This is a genomic window from Halobacillus sp. ACCC02827 (assembly GCF_030291935.1).
Lineage (GTDB): Bacteria > Bacillota > Bacilli > Bacillales > Halobacillaceae > Halobacillus.
In genome coordinates this window covers 1,497,542-1,515,073 of the sequence record NZ_CP128168.1, presented here as the reverse complement: position 1 = coordinate 1,515,073, position 17,532 = coordinate 1,497,542, and the positions used below count along the sequence as shown (strand labels likewise).

Here is a 17,532-nt window from a genome sequence, read left to right as displayed (position 1 = left end):
TATATATATTAGAAGCCCATCCTGCAGGATGGGCTTCTTCGTAATGATTTAATCTTCAACAACGAGGTTCTTCTCGAACCGGCTGATATCTTTATCGGCCCCGATGACGATCAGGACATCCGTTTCCCGGATTTCTTCACTTGCCATCGGAGAAACGATAACGTCTTTATGGCGTTTGATTGCCACGACGTTACATCCGTACTCGGCACGGATATCCAGATCAACAAGCGTTTTTCCGCTCATTTTACTGCCGGCCTTCACTTCGACGACGCTGTGATCATCAGAAAGCTCGATATAATCCAGAATATTATTGGAAATGATATTGTGCGCGATCCGTTTCCCCATATCCCGTTCCGGGTGGACAACTTGATCGGCTCCGATCTTGTTCAGGATTTTCTCATGGTAGTCATTCTGCGCTTTAACCGTAATTGTTTTGATTCCCATTTCCTTAAGGATCAGAGTGGTCAGCATACTCGCCTGGATGTTGTCACCAATCGCGACAATCACATGGTCGATGTTGCGGAATCCCAGTTCTTTTAAAACGTGTTCGTCCGTTGAATCAGCGATGACGGCATGAGAAGCGATATCTCTGTACTCGTTGACTTTATCTTCATCCAGATCAAGGGCTAGCACTTCCATCCCTTCCCTGCTCAACTCACGGCATATGCTGCCGCCGAAACGACCCAGTCCAATGACTGCAAATTCTTTTTTCATGATTGTTCCTCCATTTATCAGGCCAAATGTACATCCATTCTATCATAAAAGAAAGGCGAATGTTATGCCAGTACCGATCGATCTTCCTTTCACAAGGTTAGCATAAAAAAGGAACGCCCGCTGCTGCAGACGTTCCAATCATTAGACCCTGTATCTATTTTTTCCCTTTTACATATTCTGCATCGAACAGGAACAGGCGCATCAACAGGATCAGGGAAGGGATGAGTAACAAAAGCCCTGCGATGAATACAATGACAAGTGCAACAGCCATCGCGTCATTTGTCACTCCGCTTGTCAAGGTTACGAAAGGCTTCAATAGATAAGGCAGGTGGGAAGCTCCGTAGCCGAAGAAGGCAAAGAAGAACTGGACCATGACGGCGATGAACGCCCATCCATAATGTTTCCCTCTATATACGAGAAAGACGGCAAGCATAAAGGCGGCGACAGAGAGGCCGAATACCCACCACAGATCAAGCGCCTTGTTGAAATGCTCCTCGTTCTGCTGACTGAGGGCAATGAATGTCGTCAGACTGGCGATAATCGTAGGGGAACTCCAAAACAAGGCATAACGACGGACGAGATTAAGAGCAGGCTGATCGTCCGCTCTGTGAGCGTAATAGCTGAGAAACATCGAGCTGATATACAGAACGGAAACAATCGCAAGGAACACGACACTCCAGGAATAAGGGCTGGTCAACAGTTCTCCGACGAGCAGGTGAACCCCGTCCGCCGTCTCTTCGATGTAACCCCCTTCCGAGATCGTCAACCCGGTCGAAAGCGCAGCCGGAATAAGCAGTCCGGTCGCCCCGTACAGGAACATGTAGAAGCTGTTATTTTTCGATCCATAATTCTCAAACGCGTAGAATGAGCCGCGAATGGCAAGGAGAACAATGGCGATGCTGCCCGGAACGAGCATGGCCTGACCGAAATAGTAGGCCATATCCGGGAAGAATCCGATCAGACCGACGAAGAAGAACACAAAGAATACGTTCGTCACTTCCCAAACAGGAGATAAATAGCGGGAAATCAGTTTATTTATCACATGGTCCTGCTTCGTCAACCTGGCATAATAGGCGAAGAAACCAGCGCCGAAGTCGACGGATGCTACGATTAAATACCCGTAAAGGAACAGCCACAAGACGCTGATCCCAATCAATTCATAGTTCATTCATCGGCCTCCTCTCTCGCTGCTGCCACCTGCGGATATCGTCGTTCCATTTCAAGCTCGGCTGGTCTCCCCTTAAAGATTTTTCGCAGGGTAAGGATACACCCGAGGGCAAGCACCAAATAAAGGACGGCGAACAGGACAAACATCTGGGTGACATAAGGTGAGGTCGTCGCACCCTCGGCAACGGTCATAAACCCGCGCAGAATCCATGGCTGCCGGCCGACTTCCGCAAATATCCACCCGAATTCGACGGCGAGCATGGACAATGGTCCGGCAAGCGCAATTCCCCAAAGAAGCAGCGGATGATACGTATTCCACTTCTTCACTTTCCAGAACACGAGGAACAACAGGGAAATGCCGAGCAGGTAAAATCCGATCGTCACCATCAGATCGAACATATAGTGTATCCATAACGGCGGACGTTCTTCTTCAGGAGTTTCATTCAGACCTTCTACTTCCGCCTGGAAATCGCCGTGAGCAAGGAAGCTCAGAGCGTTTGGAATACGGATGGCGTTCTCCACCTCATTATTCTCATTAAGTCTTCCAAAAACGACAAGGTCTGCTCCTTCCTCCGTATCGAAGTGCCATTCTCCTGCAGCAAGCTTCTCCGGCTGGTGTTCAGCAAGGAATTTCGCTGATAAGTCCCCGGCAAGAGCCGTCAGAATAGCAAAAATGAACATCATGGAAACCGTTAATTTCAAAGCTTTCTTATGATAAGCACTTCCTTTTTTCACTAAAATAATAAAAGCGGCTATACCAGCAAGGATGGCGGCTGCTGTCAAATAGGATGAAGATACGACGTGAAACACCTTTGTCGGAGTTGCAGGGTTGAACATCGCTGCAATTGGATCGACTGCCGTGAAACGACCGCCTTCCAGGTCGAATCCCTGCGGCGTGTTCATGAAGGAGTTGACCGTCGTGATGAAAAAGGCGGACATCGTCCCTCCAATCACCACAGGAATGGACAAAAGCCAGTGATGGATCGGGTTTTTGAACCGGTCCCACGTATATAAATAAATGCCCAGGAAGATCGCTTCGAAGAAGAAGGCGAACGTCTCCATAAAGAGCGGCAGAGCAATGACGTTACCTGCGATCTGCATAAAGCTCGGCCAGATCAAAGAAAGCTGCAGGCCGATCGCGGTTCCAGTCACGACCCCAACGGCTACGGTGATGGTATAACCGCGGGTCCATCGTCTTGCCAGTAATGTATAGTGAGGATCTTTCTTCCGGATCCCGATAAATTCAGCGACGGAAACGAGCACAGGAACACCGACTCCGATCGTTGCGAAAATAGCATGGAATAATAGAGTCATCGCCGTCAGTGACTGACTTACGGCGACGTTATCAAAATCGAACATGAATCTTCCTCCTAACGAACTCGTGGTAATCTATCCGATACACTTAGTATAATGCGGTCATTCCACTTCGTGGGCAGTCAGTGTTGACGATTTTGTGACATACTTCACAAACTTCACATTTCCTTCAAAAATCCTTCCGTTCGACATTACTCGTTTACCCCTTCCGGCACGGATCGTAACAGAATCTTCCACAAAAAAAGAAGCCGTCATGACTGACGGCTTCCATATTTACAAGAAATGAATATCCAATGGAATTACATAGCATCGAGCATGCGGAACTGGGCTTTGACTAATTCGTAGTACTCCCCTTTAGCATCCATCAGTTCCTCGTGCGACCCGTGCTCTAAAATTTTCCCTTGCTCGAGTACGAAGATGTTGTCTGCTTCCCTGATCGTCGACAATCGGTGAGCGATCATGATGGCTGTCCGGCCTTTCAGAAGTCTTTTCAGCGCCTGCTGGATTTTCACTTCTGTTTCCGTATCGATACTCGCTGTCGCTTCATCCAGTATTAAAATCCTCGGATCAGCCAGAAGGGCGCGGGCGAAGGATAAGAGCTGCCTTTCCCCTGCAGACAGAATGCTTCCTCTCTCTTCAACTTCCGTTTGATATCCTTCACTGAGTCTTTGGATAAAACCATCGGCTCCAACAACCTTCGCAGCGTCCATGACTTCTTCATCGGATGCACCGGGTCGTCCGAAGCGAATGTTCTCCATGATCGTCCCTGAGAAAATGAATGTATCCTGCAGGACGACACTGATCTGCTGGCGGACACTATCGATGGTCGCATCACGAAGATCGACACCGTCGATTCTCACAGAACCTCCCGTCGGGTCATAAAAGCGGCTGATTAAGTTCGCGATGGTCGATTTACCGGACCCGGTATGGCCGACGAGGGCTACCGTCTCCCCTGCCTTCATCTCCAATTCTATGTCATGGAGAGCAATTCGCTTCTCATCATAGGCGAACCGGACGTGATCAAATTCGATGTGACCTTTCATATCTGTCAAAGTAACAGCGCCGGCCTTTTCTTCCACATTCGGTTTCTCATCAAGAAATTCAAAGATCCGCTCGGATGCGGCCATGGCCATCAACAGCTGATTGTAGACCATACCGAGACGTGAAATCGGCTCCCAGAACATTCCCAGGAAGAAGGCAAAGGATACGAAAGTACCGATTTCCACATCGCCTTCAAGGATAAGATGAGCTCCGAATGCGACCAGAATAATGGTACCTGCGGCATTACTCATCTCGACGAATGGCCGGAACATGGCACTTTTTCTAGACGCCGTATTCCAAGATGCGAAGGTGTCGCTGTTGACACCATCGAAGTATTCCGTATTTTCCCTCTCCTGTGAGAACGACTGGGTTATTCTTACACCCTGCAGACTCTCATTCAAATGGGAATTCAAGCGCGACTGCTGGATCCTCACATCCTGCCAGGAGCGGCGTATGTTACGCCTGAGCTTCGTCGAAATGTAAAACATGATCGGCATGATGACAAGGACGGCGAGGGCAAGCTTTGGACTCAGCACAAATAGAATGACAATAATTCCGGTCAACATGACGATGTCCATCAATAAATTGATAATTCCATTTGTGAACAGTTCCTGAAGGGAGTTGATATCGTTCATGATCCGCACAAGAATAGAACCGGCGGATCTGGAATCAAAGAACTTATGAGACAAGCGCTGGACGTGGGAAAACAAATGCTGTCTCAAATCGTATATGACGTTTTGACCAAGGATGTTGACATATTTAATCCGAAGAATATTGCCGACATAGCTGAGCCCGTATAAAACGGCGATTCCAACGACAAGCTCGATCAATAAATTGGTATTGCCGTCTTTAATCGCTATATCGATGGCCACTTTTCCGATCAGGATTGGAACGACAAGCCGGACCAGCGTCGAGACCAGCATTGCAATGATGGAGATTGGCAGCAGCGTCTTGGCGTACGGCTTTATGTAAGCAAGCAGACGCCACATTTGTCCCCAGTTAAACGGCTTCTCAATGGCCTGGTCCTGTGTATATTTGAAACGATTCAAATGCTTATTCGTTTCTGTTTTTTCAGCAGACATCTTCACTCCTCCTTCTTACGAAACGTTGGATGCGTTCAGTATTTTTTCTTTATCCTGGTATTGGATATCATAGATCCGTTGATATGGGCCGTTATTGTGTAAGAGATCATCATGGACACCACGCTCCTTGATTTCTCCATCTTCCAGCACCAGGATTTCATCCGCGTGCTTTAAGGAAGAAATCCGGTGGGCGATGATGAACGTCGTCCTCCCTTTCATCACTTCCTTTAGTGCCTTCTGAATCTGGAATTCTGTTTCCATATCAACCGCGGATGTTGCATCATCGAGAACGAGGACAGCCGGGTCGATTAGAATCGAGCGTGCAATAGCAATCCTCTGTTTTTGACCACCGGAGAGTCCCATCCCCCGTTCACCGAGCAGCGTATCATAGCCGTCGGGCATTTCCATGATGAAGTCGTGTGCCTGAGCACGCTTGGCTGCCTCGATCACTGCGTCTTCGGAAGCATCAGGATCGCCATAGGCGATGTTTTCCCTGATGGTCGTCGAAAACAAGAAAGACTCCTGAAGAACAAAACCGATATTCTTCCGCAGGGATTTCAAACCATAATCCGAAACAGGATGGTTATCGATGAGCACCTCTCCCGCCTCCGGTTCATAGAAGCGTGTAATCAGCTGGGTAATGCTCGTTTTTCCCGAACCAGTCGGTCCGATCAGGCCGATCGTTTTGCCGGGAGGCGCATCAAAAGAGATATGCTTCAATGCGGAATCATCCCCTTCGACATACGTTAAGGTGACATCGCGGAAGGTGACATGGCCATTTAGACGATCAACGGACAGCGCGTCCTCCCTCTCCTGGATGTCTTCTTCCGCCTCTAATATCTCAAGCAGACGCTCTCCGGATGCTTTGGCTTGAGAAAACAGGTTGATGACGAAACCGATGTTCATGAGCGGCCCCAGGATATACCAGACGAGACTGAAGAAAGCGACCAGCTCCCCAAGCTGCAGCGAGCCATTGACAACTAAATATCCGCCGTAAGCCAGAAGTGCGACGACGCTCACATTTCCAATGAATTCCATCAGAGGGAAGAACTTTGCCCAGATGTTGGAAGATGTAATGAATTTAGAGCGATAATCGCTGCTGCTGTCCGAGAAACGACCGATTTCGAAATTCTCGCGGGAAAGGGATTTGACCGTATTCATGCCGCTGATGTTTTCCTGCACCCTTGTATTCAACTTCCCGAATGACTTACGGATTCTTCGGAATGCGGGGTGGACTTGAATTTCAAAGCGGTAGACGACCACGGCAAGAAAAGGCATAGCAGCCATCGTAATGAGCGCAAGAGGTACAGAGAAATAAAACATGACGCTTAAACTGATAAGGATGAGCAGGACGATACGAACGAGCTCCGAGAATCCCATGGACAGAAAGAAACGGAACCCTTCGACGTCCGCCGTCAAGCGCGACATCAAATCTCCCGTCTTCGCATTGTCGTAATACTTGAAAGAAAGCCTTTGCAATTTCTTGTACAGCCCGTCACGCAGGCGATAGACAGAGCGGATCCCGAAGTAATCGCCGAGATACTGATGGTAATAAGTAGCAATACCCTTGATTACCATCAACAAGAGGAAAACCGCGCAGATGTAAGGGATCCACTCGTACCGTCCCCCTGCCACGACGTCATCGATGGTCACCTGCAGAACAATGGGATAGACGACTGTAATAGCCGTCACAAAGAAAAGTGAGAATAGAGATAAGAAGAAATATTTCCGATAGGGCCAGTAGAATGCCTTTAATTTCCTGAATGTTTCCATAGATGCCCCTCCTTTTTGTTTATCGTCCGATGGGAAATTTGTTTCGGAACATAACTATAAATATATCGGGTATCGAAATATTTTTCCACCTATTCGACCCAATTTTTAAAATTTTCTGTTCTTTACCTTCAAACAACTTTCTAAGAATTCCATCTTATTGTGGAAGAACGATACACCCTGAGGTAATAAGAAATGCTGAGAAAGGCTGAAAAAAGAAGTAATACGGCAGCAAGCATTCGACATCTATCTACAAATTCATTCTTAATCGTTGAAATCCCCCTGTGATTTCCGATATCCTATGTAGGAGCAGTAGAAATTGGAAGACAGGAAGGAGTTTTGACTTTGAACATTTTTGAAGAGGGATTTAAATTTAATGCGGCAGAGCTGGTGGACAGCCTTATTTCTGTCGGCTTGGAAATCATCGTATTATTAATTGCGTTTGCTATCGTCAAACCGCTTGGTTCGAAAGCGATCGGTGCCGCAATCGATCGGATGGGTCAACAGCGGAAATTATCGGAGGGGCGCACAAAAACCCTTCATCGTTTGTGTGTCAATTTATTTTCTTATGTATTGATCGCCATTCTGATCATGATGTTGCTCACTGCTGTCGACATCAATATCGGACCGCTTCTTGCCGGTGCCGGTATCCTTGGACTTGCGATCGGTTTCGGTGCGCAGGGACTTGTGTCCGATATCGTGACCGGTTTCTTCTTATTATTGGAGCGTCAGGTCGAAGTCGATGATTACGTAACTGCCGGCGGGTACGACGGAGTCGTGGAAGAGGTAGGTATCCGCACGACGAAGATCCGCAGCTTTGACGGTACGCTCAATTTCGTACCGAACCGCAACATTTCAGGCGTGGCGAACCACTCCCGCGGAAATATGCGCGCCCTTGTTGATATTGGCATCGGCTATGACGAGAATATTGACGAAGCTATGGCGGTACTTCAGAAGGTGGCTGATGACTTTGCGTCCGATGAGCGTTTCAAAGAAGGTCCGAACGTCCTTGGCGTCCAAAGCCTTGGTTCTTCCGATGTCGTTATCCGTATCCTCGGAAAGACAGAGAACATGGAACAATGGGCAGTGGAACGCGATATGAGAAAAGCGATGAAGGAAGCCCTGGACGCTGCCGGCATCGAAATCCCCTACCCACATCAAGTTAACATACGCAAAGAAGCATAAAAAAAAGACCCTGATGGGGTCTTTTTTTATTGGCGAAGGAATGTCCTATACGCTTGTTCATGCTATTCTCAATTCTCAAGACCCTCCGGCCGGACCTTTTATTCGTAACCCCGGATCACTTCCACCTTTTTGATCTGCCCCCTGTCGACACCGATCACGCGGAACTGATAATCCTCCGCTTCGAGCACCGTCCCTTGTCCTGCTTCATAATCTTTCATATAGACCCATCCTGCTATGGTATCGACATCCTGTCCGGTCAGGTGGAGATCAAAGTAGTCATTGATTTCCTGAAGCGGCGTCTTTCCTTCCAAAAGGAAGTGACCATTCTTCAGGCGTTTGATATTTCTCTCCTCCGCAGCATCGAACTCATCCCGGATTTCTCCGACGATTTCCTCAATAATATCCTCAATCGTGATGATACCGGCAGTACCTCCGTACTCATCGATCAGTAAAGCGATATGGCTCCGCTCTTTCTGCATCTTGACGAGTATTTCCTGAATAGGTACATTCTCGAACACCTTCATAATCGGGCGGATATACGGCCGGATGTTTATATCTTTGGAGCCGTCTTCATATAAAAGTTCCTTCATATGAATTAAACCAATTACGTTGTCTTTATCCCCGTCCACGACCGGGTACCTGGTAAAGCGGTTCTGCTTCATTTCTCGTTCTGCACTGGCAATGGATTGGTGAGCATCAAGGACGACCACCTCTGTCCTCGGCACCATGATTTCCTTCGCCATTCGATTGTCAAATTCAAATATCCTGTCTACATACGTGAACTCGGAGTGGTTGATTTCTCCGCTCTGGTAACTTTTCGTCAAAATATGGCGGAGTTCTTCTTCCGAGTGTACCTCTTCCGATTCCTTGACGACTCCAAATCCGAGCAGGCGGACAAGCAGATTAGCTGATCCGTTCAAAAGAACGATCAGAGGGTACATAATTTTACTATAAAGGAGAAGCGGCCGCGCCAGAAGCAGACTCAGCTGTTCCGCTTTTTGTATCGCTACGGTTTTCGGTGCCAGCTCTCCTAAAACAACATGGAGGAAAGTGATGACAAAGAAAGCGACAGCGAAGGAAAGCGTATTTGTAAAGCCTTCCGGCAGCGAAAGGGAACCGAACAGTGGATGGAGCAGCACTTCAAGCGTCGGTTCACCGAGCCACCCTAGACCCAGCGCCGTAATCGTAATGCCCAGCTGGCAGGCAGATAAATAATAGTTCAAGTTTCGGACGATCTTCAGCGCCATCTCAGCCCGCTTGTTTCCTTCCTGCGCTTTCGCTTCCAAACGCGTCCTTCTTACCTTAACGATAGCAAACTCACTGGCAACGAAAAATGCCGTCAATGCAATCAATAATGCAACGGCGATTAATTTTATGGTGGTTTCCATCCGCAAACCCTCCTCCTGCATACATCAAGCCTACTTTATTGTTTGCTTGTATATAGCAGGTATGCATGGGTATCTATAGTCCGCGGATCGTTTGTTCGACAACATCCACACCGACGGTGAGTGCTGTCTCTTTAGGTTTCAGCGTTGCATGATGCAGGCCGGCATCAGACTCTACACCGAGCCAGAACATAAAACCAGGAATTTCTTTGATCATATATCCAAAATCTTCTCCTGTCATGGCCATCAAAGCTTCTTTGTATTGGTAATCCGATTGTTCTACAATTCCTCGGAACTGCTTCACGTATGTGTCGTTATTGAATACTTGATGGTAGTTTGATCCGTAATCGATGTGAATTCGACAGTCATCAGCAATTTCAAATCCTGTGGCCACTTTTTCGATCTCTTTCTTCACCCGGTCCATCGCCTCCGGTGATAATGTACGGATCGTCCCTTCCAGACGGGCCGTTTCAGCGACGATGTTCTGCACCGTGCCTGCTTCCACTTTCCCGATCGTGATGACGGCACTGTCCAGTGGATCGACTCTTCTCGCGACAATCTGCTGCAAGTGGGTCACGAATGTACTGGCACTGACCACCATATCCCGTGTCAGATGCGGAAATGCTGCATGCCCTCCAAGTCCGTGAAAATCGATAAACAGCTCACTTGTATTGGCAAACAGGAGACCTGGTTTGGAAGATACTGTCCCGACAGGCAGTTCCGGTGCAATATGAAGCCCGAACAGGACGTCCGGACGGAAGGATTTCATTTCCTCCGCCTGCATCATCGGCTCCGCACCGCCCGGCCCTTCCTCTGCAGGTTGGAAAAGAAACACGACATCATCTTCTGTCGGCTTTTCCGCCAGACGGGTGAGAGCCCCGAGCGCGATGGTCATATGGAAATCGTGTCCACACGCGTGCATCCTCCCCGGGTATTCCGAGGCAAAGTCATAGCCGGTCTGCTCCGTCAACGGTAATCCGTCCATGTCGGCCCGGTAGCCGATTGTCTTCGCTCCTACAGTTCCTCTGACTCTGACAAAAATTCCGGTCCTCCATGTCTCAACAACCAAAGCCTCCTGAGGAAGCCCAGCAATATAGTTCAATAAATAACGCTGGGTTTCAAATTCCTGAAAGCCGAGCTCCGGAATACGATGTAATTCTCTTCGCACAGCTGTCAACTGCTCTTGCTGCATGGTGGTTCCTCCTTATAAGAAAGGCCTTGCTTTGCCAGCAAGGCCCAGTAATTCGTTAAATTAATTGTCCAGTTTACGCAGTTCCTGCTTGATCTCGGTTTTCGACTTCGTCTGATCATCGATTTCCTTAAGAACTTTCGCAGGGGTACCGGCAACAAGTGTATTCGGCGGAACATCTTCCGTTACAATCGCTCCGGCAGCAACAACAGCACCTTCACCGACGGTTACGCCCTCCAGTACTACAGCGTTCGCACCGATGACAACGCCATCCTCGATGACAACCGGTTTAGCGGATGGCGGCTCAATAACACCTGCAAGTACGGCTCCAGCACCGATGTGGCAGTTCTTCCCTACTGTTGCGCGTCCTCCAAGAACCACGTTCATATCGATCATCGTACCTTCCCCGATTACAGAACCGATATTGATCATGGCACCGAACATGATGACGGCTCCATCTCCGATCTCTACTTGGTCGCGGATGATAGCACCAGGCTCGATACGGGCATTGATATCTTTCATATCCAGCAGCGGAATTGCGGAATTACGGCGGTCATTCTCTATTACATAATCCGCAATCTTAGACTCGTTTGCATCAAGAACCGATTTAATGACTTTCCACTCTCCGAAAAGGACGCCGGAAGTACCGGAGACGAAATCCTGCACTTCTTCTCCGAATTCGATACTTTCAAGATCGCTCCCTTTGACGTAAACTTTGACCGGTGTTGATTTCTTGCTATTTGAAATGAATGAAATGATTTCATTAGCGTCCATCTGCTTCATGTTGTTTCCTCCTCTATGTATTTCTTTCCCCCTTTACTTTATCAAAGCACCGTGCCTAATTTCAATCCTCTTTTTTCGGAAGTTGCAGAATTAAAAGAAAACTGACAATGGCGAGCACCAATAAACCGATGTAAACAAGGTGCAGGCCGTCCGTGAGTCCGTCCTGCAAAACACGAAGCTCCTCCGTCGTTAAATCGCCCCGGCTTTCTTCCCTAAGCAGGGAATTGGCGGAATCGACTCCGAGCGAATCAGCTAAGCCTGCTTCCTTGATCGTACCTGCAAGCCGGCTGTTCAGGAGGCCTCCTAAGAGTGCCGCCCCCACGGCACTGCCGATCGTCCTCATGAACATATTGGTTGCTGTCGCGATCCCCCGCTGCTTCCAAGGCACGGCATTTTGAATGGACACAATGAAAGAGGTCGACGTCAGACCCATTCCAATCCCGATGAACAATGAAGCACAGGCGGCGAACCACGGACCTTTATCAGGTGTAAGCATGGTAAAGACCGCTCCCCCGATAATAAGGGAAACTCCTCCGATCCATGCGGTTGGTCTATATCCTATTTTCAGGATGAGACGTCCTGCAGCCGTCGAAGCAATCGGCCAGCCGATCGACATAGTCGTCAAGGTGAAGCCCGCAACGGTCGCAGACTGCTCCATTACTCCCTGGACGAATGCAGGCAGGTAGCTGCTGACGCCGATCAGAATCATTCCTGTCGTGAGAGAAGTGAGGTTGGCGTAGCGGATGGAAGGGATCTTCCATAACTCGACCGGAATCATCGGGTCTGCTATTCTTCTCTCGTGAAAGACAAAACTCAAAGCCCCCGCTGAAGCTGCAGCAGCAAGTCCGGCAATTGGAAGCGAGCTCCACTCGAGTCCCGTACCTCCTTCTACAAGGATAATCATGACAGTACTGATGGTAACGACCACCAGTAGCGACCCTGTCCAGTCGACCGAACGCTTTTCTTTGACCTTTTCCTCCTTAAAGAAAAGCAGGATACCTGCGAGAGCCAGCAGGCCGAGCGGTATATTCATCCAAAATACGTAATGCCAGCTGAGTATATCCACAAAAAAACCGCCCAGAACAGGACCTGTAACAGCAGAAATCCCCCAGACGCTCGAGAGGTAGCCTTGGATCTTCGCCCGCTCCTCTTTCGTGTAGATATCGCCTACAATCGTCGTCGCAATCGGCATCAAAGCACCCGCTCCGAGTCCTTGAACAAGCCTTGCCACGATCAATACTTCCATAGAAGGAGAAAGTGCACTAATGACCGCTCCCGTTAAAAACAAGCTGATTCCGACCATGAAAATCGGTTTTCGACCATAAACATCGGACAGTCTGCCGAACAGCAGAACCGTAGAGGCATTGGTCAATAAGTAGGCGGAGAATACCCAGCTGTACAAGCTGAACCCACCAAGGTCGGCCACGATGCTCGGCATAGCCGTCGAAACGATCGTCGCTTCGATGGCTGCCAGGAACATGGCAAGCATAATCGAAGCAAGGACGAGTCCCCTTCTCTGTCTGTTTTTCTGCAAAGGATTCATCCCCTTTATCTATGTAATCGCTTTTACTATACTACAAAAAATAGATGACATCAGGAAGATGCCATCTATTCCGGTATAGTTTTTGTATTATGCATTCGATTCGTTCATCGTGTGTTTGAAGGTTTCGTGGTAGTGTTTGCTGAATTGTTTTAGTATTGTGCGGCGGGTGACGATTCCGTCAAATTCGCCTTCCGGATTGGTGACGCAGACAAAAGGAAAATCAATCAGTTTATGAAGGGCATCGATCATCGTATCGTCCTGTTTAAGGCACGGTACCTCTTTATCCATCACTTCCGACACCTTGATATCCGATAAGTGATGAAGCTCGAACCTTTCCATTCCCAACGTTTCCTCCAGTATCTTTGTCTTACTGATCACCCCTTGGAATTTGTACGTAGGGTCCAGTACAGGAACTGCAGAATAGCCTGATTTCACGAGGACTAGCAGCGCGTGCTCCAAAGGATTGCCTACCTGCACGTGGGCGACCTTCTCTGATGGGATCATGATCTCTGATACGAGAGGGATCCTCAATGTTTCTGTTTCTTCTATACTTACCATAATCATGTTCACTCCTTTGTTCAACATCTGAAGGAGCAGAAAGAGACGCTCTAAGGAACCATTACATAGTTTAACATAGATCAAGCCTGATCACGAACCGCAATTTCCGACAATTCTCTCTCTGACGCATTCGGACGACTATCTATTACCCACTATTTGGATAACATCAAACCTCTTCTTTCTGCTTCCCTTTATAAATCACTTTTATAGGCGTATAATGAACACACCTGATAGTATTGGAGTGGAATAGATGGAAATGATGACACACACCTTCTCGAAACGCGAGGAAATAGCGAATGCTGTGACGCACGGGATAGGGGCTGTCCTGAGTGCTGCCATGCTCGTCCTTCTGATTGTGTTCGCAAGTATCGGCGGCAATGCATGGCACATAACAAGTGTGACGATATACGGTGTATCCATGCTCGTCTTATATGTTTCTTCGACACTCGTCCACAGTTTTCCTCCAGGGAAAGCAAAGGACCTGTTTGAAATCTTTGATCACTCGGCGATTTATTTATTCATTGCCGGCACCTATACCCCGATTCTGCTCGTCCCATTAAGAGGAGCGCTCGGTTGGACTCTGTTCGGCATCGTATGGGGGCTTGCGGTTCTCGGTATTCTGTTTAAGGTATTCTTCGTCAAACGTTTTGTTGTAATGTCCACCGTTTTCTATGTACTGATGGGCTGGCTTATCGTTCTTGCCTGGGGTCCGCTTACCGCTCAGGTTCCAGCCGCCGGCATCACGTACCTCGTCGTCGGAGGCGTCCTGTATTCCATCGGTGCAATTTTCTATGTATGGCGCAGTTTCACCTATCACCATATGGTTTGGCACTTGTTCGTCCTCGGTGGGTCGATCCTGCACTTCTTTACGGTATTCTTCTATATCATCGGTTGAAGTGATCGTTCCATCAGCACATAAAAAAAGGTTCAGAGCCGGATGAAGGTTCTGAACCTTTTTCTATGTGAATCAAAATGGATGTTTGTTCAGCCACTGTCCGCCGTCCAGCGTTACCACTTCACCATTCATGTAGGAAGCTTCTGAGAGAATGAAATTTGCGAGAGCCGCAATCTCTTCCGGTGTTCCGAGACGCTTCAGAGGTACGGACTTCAGTGTCCGCTCCGCCGCTTCCTCCGACTGAAACAACCGGTCTGCCCCACCTGTCCTCTCAATCGGCCCAGGGGCAATGGCGTTCGCCCTTATACCATACTTACTTCCCCACTCCACAGCAAGCGTGCGGGTCATGGCAAGGACTCCCGCTTTAGCCGAGGCGGAATGAATAACTCCTGCCCCTGCTCCCCATGCATATGTGGCGACAATATTCAGAATGGATCCTTTGATTTTGTTTTCAATCCAGTAATTTCCTACGGCATGACTGCAGTAAAAGGTACCATTCAGTACAATGTTAATGACCGCATTCCAGCCGTTGGGCGATAAATCCTCCGCAGGTACGATGAAATTACCTGCCGCATTATTAACAAGATGATCCACCTTACCGAAAACGCTTACAGTTTCAGCGACCATTCTCTCTGCATCTTCCACTTCTCGCACATCCATCTGAATGGTAAGGACGTCATCTTCCTTTCCTTGTGCAATTTCCTTCCGCGCCGCTTCCAGACGTTCTTCGTTTCTACCGGCAATGGCGACCTTTGCTCCTGCCTCCACGAAACGTTTAGCCATATGGAGCCCCATCCCGCTCGATCCTCCCGTGACAATGACTACTTCGTTCTTCATGACAAATTCCTCCTCTTTTCCTCTTACATATCTTTCTACACGCATAAAATGAATTCCTGTTCATTTTATAAAAAACGCGGTATTTTCGACGAATTATTTTTTCGTTTCGTGATATAATGGCGGAAGAATTCGGGGGAGTGCTGCTATGAAAATGAGTCGTAGAACCTTTCTGAAACGCGTGTTATCCGGTACAGCAGGCATTCTCGGGATCGGCGCTTTTGGATACTCGTATGCCCGTTATCTCGAGCCTCACATGCTTCAGACAAAAACCTATTCGATTACAAGCGAGAAAATTCCGGGAGCTTTCCACAATTTCAAAGTTCTCCAGTTCTCCGATACCCATCTCGGGTTCCATTATGATATAAACCAATTAAACAAGCTCTCAGAGACCATCAATGGGTACGAGCCCGACCTCCTGCTTTTTACCGGCGATCTCGTCGATAAACCCCACACGTACGATTATCCTGTGGAGCTTGTGCAGGTGCTCAGGAAACTGGAAGCTAAACGCGGGAAGTACTGGATTTACGGAAACCACGACCATGGTGGTTACGGTACAGACAAAATCCGGGACGTGATGGACCAGGGCGGCTTCCAACTTTTGCAGAACGAACACATCCTCATTCGAAATGGGTCTGCATCTTTTGCCCTTGCAGGTTTGGACGATGTGATGCTGGGGAAACCGGATATTGAAAAAGCATTGAACCGTATTCCAGAGGATTTATTCACACTCCTGATGGTTCATGAGCCGGATGTAGCCGACGACTATCAACGCTACCCGATCGACCTTCAACTTTCCGGTCACAGCCATGGAGGACAAGTGCAGCTGCCGTTTTACGGGTACATGGTCACCCCTCCCTATGCGGAGAAATATGTCGAAGGTCATTACCGCTTGGAACAGGGACTCGATTTGTACGTGAGCAGAGGCATCGGAACGACACGGCTGCCTTACCGTTTCCTTTGTCAGCCGGAAATTTCGTTATTTCTCTTGAAATCAAATGATTCTTAAAGACTACACATAAATCATGCAACCATACGAATACAAGTGGTACACTAGAAGAAGTTTACTTGTAGGAGAGGTCCTGTTGGTTATACTAAGACAGCTCTCTCTATCCTCCTCCTACCTAGAGAGGGACAGGCTGATGCATCCGCCCGTTACCAAAGCGTCTTTTACAGCCAGGCGGATCTATGACGGGAACTTCCGTTACACCGCCTTTCGTCAAATCCTAATAGATAGAAAACCGTTTGAATTGGATGGAAAGGAGTCCACTGATGAAAGAAACACATTTATCGAACCGGGAATTGGCAGAATCCTTATTTATCGTCAACCGCCATGCCAAGACAGCTCCGGAACCAAAGCACTTATACGACATCAAAAAACAAACCATCGAAAAACTCCTTCAGGAAAACCGCGCGAAGAAAGTAGGACTTCACTTCTCGGACCACCCGAGATTCAGCCAGCAGCATTCGACTCTCCTGATTGAAGTCGGGGGCTATTACTTCCACGTTCCTGCACATAAACAGGATTTCGATCAACTCAAGCACCTCGGTAAAGTCGACCAGTCCTACCGCAATCCTAAGCCGAAGCTTTCCCTGTCGAAAGCGAAGCGGAATCTTTACCACTATTTGGATTGGAAAATGCCGAAAAAACCGATGCATGCCATGCAGACGACAAGTCCGAGCTTTCTCGGGCAGCCGACCGGCGGTCCGTGGAACCAACGCAGACGAAGGGATCGCTGATAAAACCGCTCCTTATGTTTCGCTTCTGTAAAAATAAGGAATGAAACATAAGGAGGAGGCTGATTTCCATGACGATGGATCCAATGGAAGACTTTCTTTATCATTTGAAGAAGTATATGGAATACACGACGGAAATGCGTTCATCCTATGAGCATCTGACCGCAGAACAAAAAGAAAAGGTCATCCAGGCGTCCCCTGCAGGGAAGGACCCGGAAGTACTCTCCAAGCATGCCTACGCCTGGCATGATAAGCTTTTCACACAGAATGAGATGGATAAAAAAAGATGACAAGAGGCCGCTTTGCGCCCTTTGTCATCTTTTTTTCTTCGTGCC

16 protein-coding genes are annotated in these 17,532 nt (G+C 48.2%); 5 read left to right on the top strand and 11 right to left on the bottom strand.

Annotated elements, in window-relative coordinates:
• Positions 1 to 48: 48 nt before the first annotated feature.
• The 5 genes from QRD89_RS08115 to QRD89_RS08095 form a co-directional block, all read right to left on the bottom strand.
• Entirely contained in the window at positions 49 to 714 is a 666-nt protein-coding gene (locus tag QRD89_RS08115) for a potassium channel family protein (RefSeq protein WP_008640449.1), read from the bottom strand.
• Positions 715 to 868: 154 nt separating this feature from the next.
• On the bottom strand, positions 869 to 1,882 hold the full coding sequence (locus tag QRD89_RS08110) for a cytochrome d ubiquinol oxidase subunit II (protein WP_062513301.1): 1,014 nt from the start codon (positions 1,880 to 1,882) through the stop codon (positions 869 to 871).
• Positions 1,879 to 3,240 (bottom strand): cytochrome ubiquinol oxidase subunit I, encoded by a 1,362-nt coding sequence (locus QRD89_RS08105; protein ID WP_026577534.1) that lies wholly within the window; start codon positions 3,238 to 3,240, stop codon positions 1,879 to 1,881. Before QRD89_RS08105 ends, QRD89_RS08110 begins: the two co-directional genes overlap by 4 nt.
• Before the next feature lie 254 nt (positions 3,241 to 3,494).
• A complete protein-coding gene (locus QRD89_RS08100; protein WP_286096709.1) occupies positions 3,495 to 5,318 on the bottom strand; it encodes an ABC transporter ATP-binding protein in 1,824 nt (607 codons plus the stop codon).
• A 15-nt stretch (positions 5,319 to 5,333) separates the two neighbouring features.
• Positions 5,334 to 7,091 carry an ABC transporter ATP-binding protein gene (locus QRD89_RS08095; protein ID WP_008640443.1) on the bottom strand — a complete coding sequence of 586 codons (1,758 nt, stop codon included), beginning with the start codon at positions 7,089 to 7,091 and terminating at the stop codon, positions 5,334 to 5,336.
• Positions 7,092 to 7,433: 342 nt separating this feature from the next.
• Between QRD89_RS08095 and QRD89_RS08090 the strand changes: the two genes are divergently transcribed.
• Positions 7,434 to 8,273 carry a mechanosensitive ion channel family protein gene (locus tag QRD89_RS08090; protein WP_008640442.1) on the top strand — a complete coding sequence of 280 codons (840 nt, stop codon included), beginning with the start codon at positions 7,434 to 7,436 and terminating at the stop codon, positions 8,271 to 8,273.
• 98 nt (positions 8,274 to 8,371) lie between these two features.
• Here the strand turns inward: QRD89_RS08090 and QRD89_RS08085 are convergent, their stop codons facing one another.
• The 5 genes from QRD89_RS08085 to cbpB all read right to left on the bottom strand — a co-directional run bounded on the left by QRD89_RS08085 (position 8,372) and on the right by cbpB (position 13,731).
• Entirely contained in the window at positions 8,372 to 9,661 is a 1,290-nt protein-coding gene (locus QRD89_RS08085; RefSeq protein ID WP_286096708.1) for a hemolysin family protein, read from the bottom strand.
• A 73-nt stretch (positions 9,662 to 9,734) separates the two neighbouring features.
• A complete protein-coding gene (locus QRD89_RS08080) occupies positions 9,735 to 10,850 on the bottom strand; it encodes an N-acetyldiaminopimelate deacetylase (protein WP_026577537.1) in 1,116 nt (371 codons plus the stop codon).
• A 60-nt stretch (positions 10,851 to 10,910) separates the two neighbouring features.
• A complete protein-coding gene (gene dapD / locus QRD89_RS08075; protein ID WP_026577538.1) occupies positions 10,911 to 11,630 on the bottom strand; it encodes a 2,3,4,5-tetrahydropyridine-2,6-dicarboxylate N-acetyltransferase in 720 nt (239 codons plus the stop codon).
• Positions 11,631 to 11,691: 61 nt separating this feature from the next.
• On the bottom strand, positions 11,692 to 13,173 hold the full coding sequence (locus QRD89_RS08070; RefSeq protein ID WP_035387996.1) for an MDR family MFS transporter: 1,482 nt from the start codon (positions 13,171 to 13,173) through the stop codon (positions 11,692 to 11,694).
• An 87-nt stretch (positions 13,174 to 13,260) separates the two neighbouring features.
• On the bottom strand, positions 13,261 to 13,731 hold the full coding sequence (gene cbpB, locus QRD89_RS08065; protein ID WP_008640437.1) for a cyclic-di-AMP-binding protein CbpB: 471 nt from the start codon (positions 13,729 to 13,731) through the stop codon (positions 13,261 to 13,263).
• 256 nt (positions 13,732 to 13,987) lie between these two features.
• Here cbpB and trhA point away from each other — a divergent pair, with 256 nt between their 5' ends.
• Positions 13,988 to 14,626 (top strand): PAQR family membrane homeostasis protein TrhA, encoded by a 639-nt coding sequence (trhA, locus tag QRD89_RS08060; protein ID WP_026577540.1) that lies wholly within the window; start codon positions 13,988 to 13,990, stop codon positions 14,624 to 14,626.
• Between the two features lie 72 nt (positions 14,627 to 14,698).
• On the opposite strand, the gene fadH is transcribed toward trhA, so the two are convergent.
• Entirely contained in the window at positions 14,699 to 15,463 is a 765-nt protein-coding gene (gene fadH, locus QRD89_RS08055) for a 2,4-dienoyl-CoA reductase (protein WP_286096707.1), read from the bottom strand.
• Positions 15,464 to 15,608: 145 nt separating this feature from the next.
• On the opposite strand from fadH, the gene QRD89_RS08050 reads away from it, so the two are divergent.
• The 3 genes from QRD89_RS08050 to QRD89_RS08040 all read left to right on the top strand — a co-directional run bounded on the left by QRD89_RS08050 (position 15,609) and on the right by QRD89_RS08040 (position 17,487).
• Positions 15,609 to 16,469, top strand: a complete 861-nt coding sequence (locus QRD89_RS08050; protein WP_286096706.1) for a metallophosphoesterase — start codon at positions 15,609 to 15,611, stop codon at positions 16,467 to 16,469.
• A 263-nt stretch (positions 16,470 to 16,732) separates the two neighbouring features.
• Positions 16,733 to 17,200, top strand: coding sequence for a YkyB family protein (locus tag QRD89_RS08045; RefSeq protein WP_008639875.1), 468 nt, complete (start codon positions 16,733 to 16,735; stop codon positions 17,198 to 17,200).
• A gap of 68 nt (positions 17,201 to 17,268) precedes the next feature.
• The gene (locus QRD89_RS08040) at positions 17,269 to 17,487 is read left to right on the top strand and encodes a hypothetical protein (protein WP_008639876.1); all 219 of its coding nucleotides are present in this window, start codon (positions 17,269 to 17,271) and stop codon (positions 17,485 to 17,487) included.
• Positions 17,488 to 17,532 lie beyond the last annotated feature (45 nt).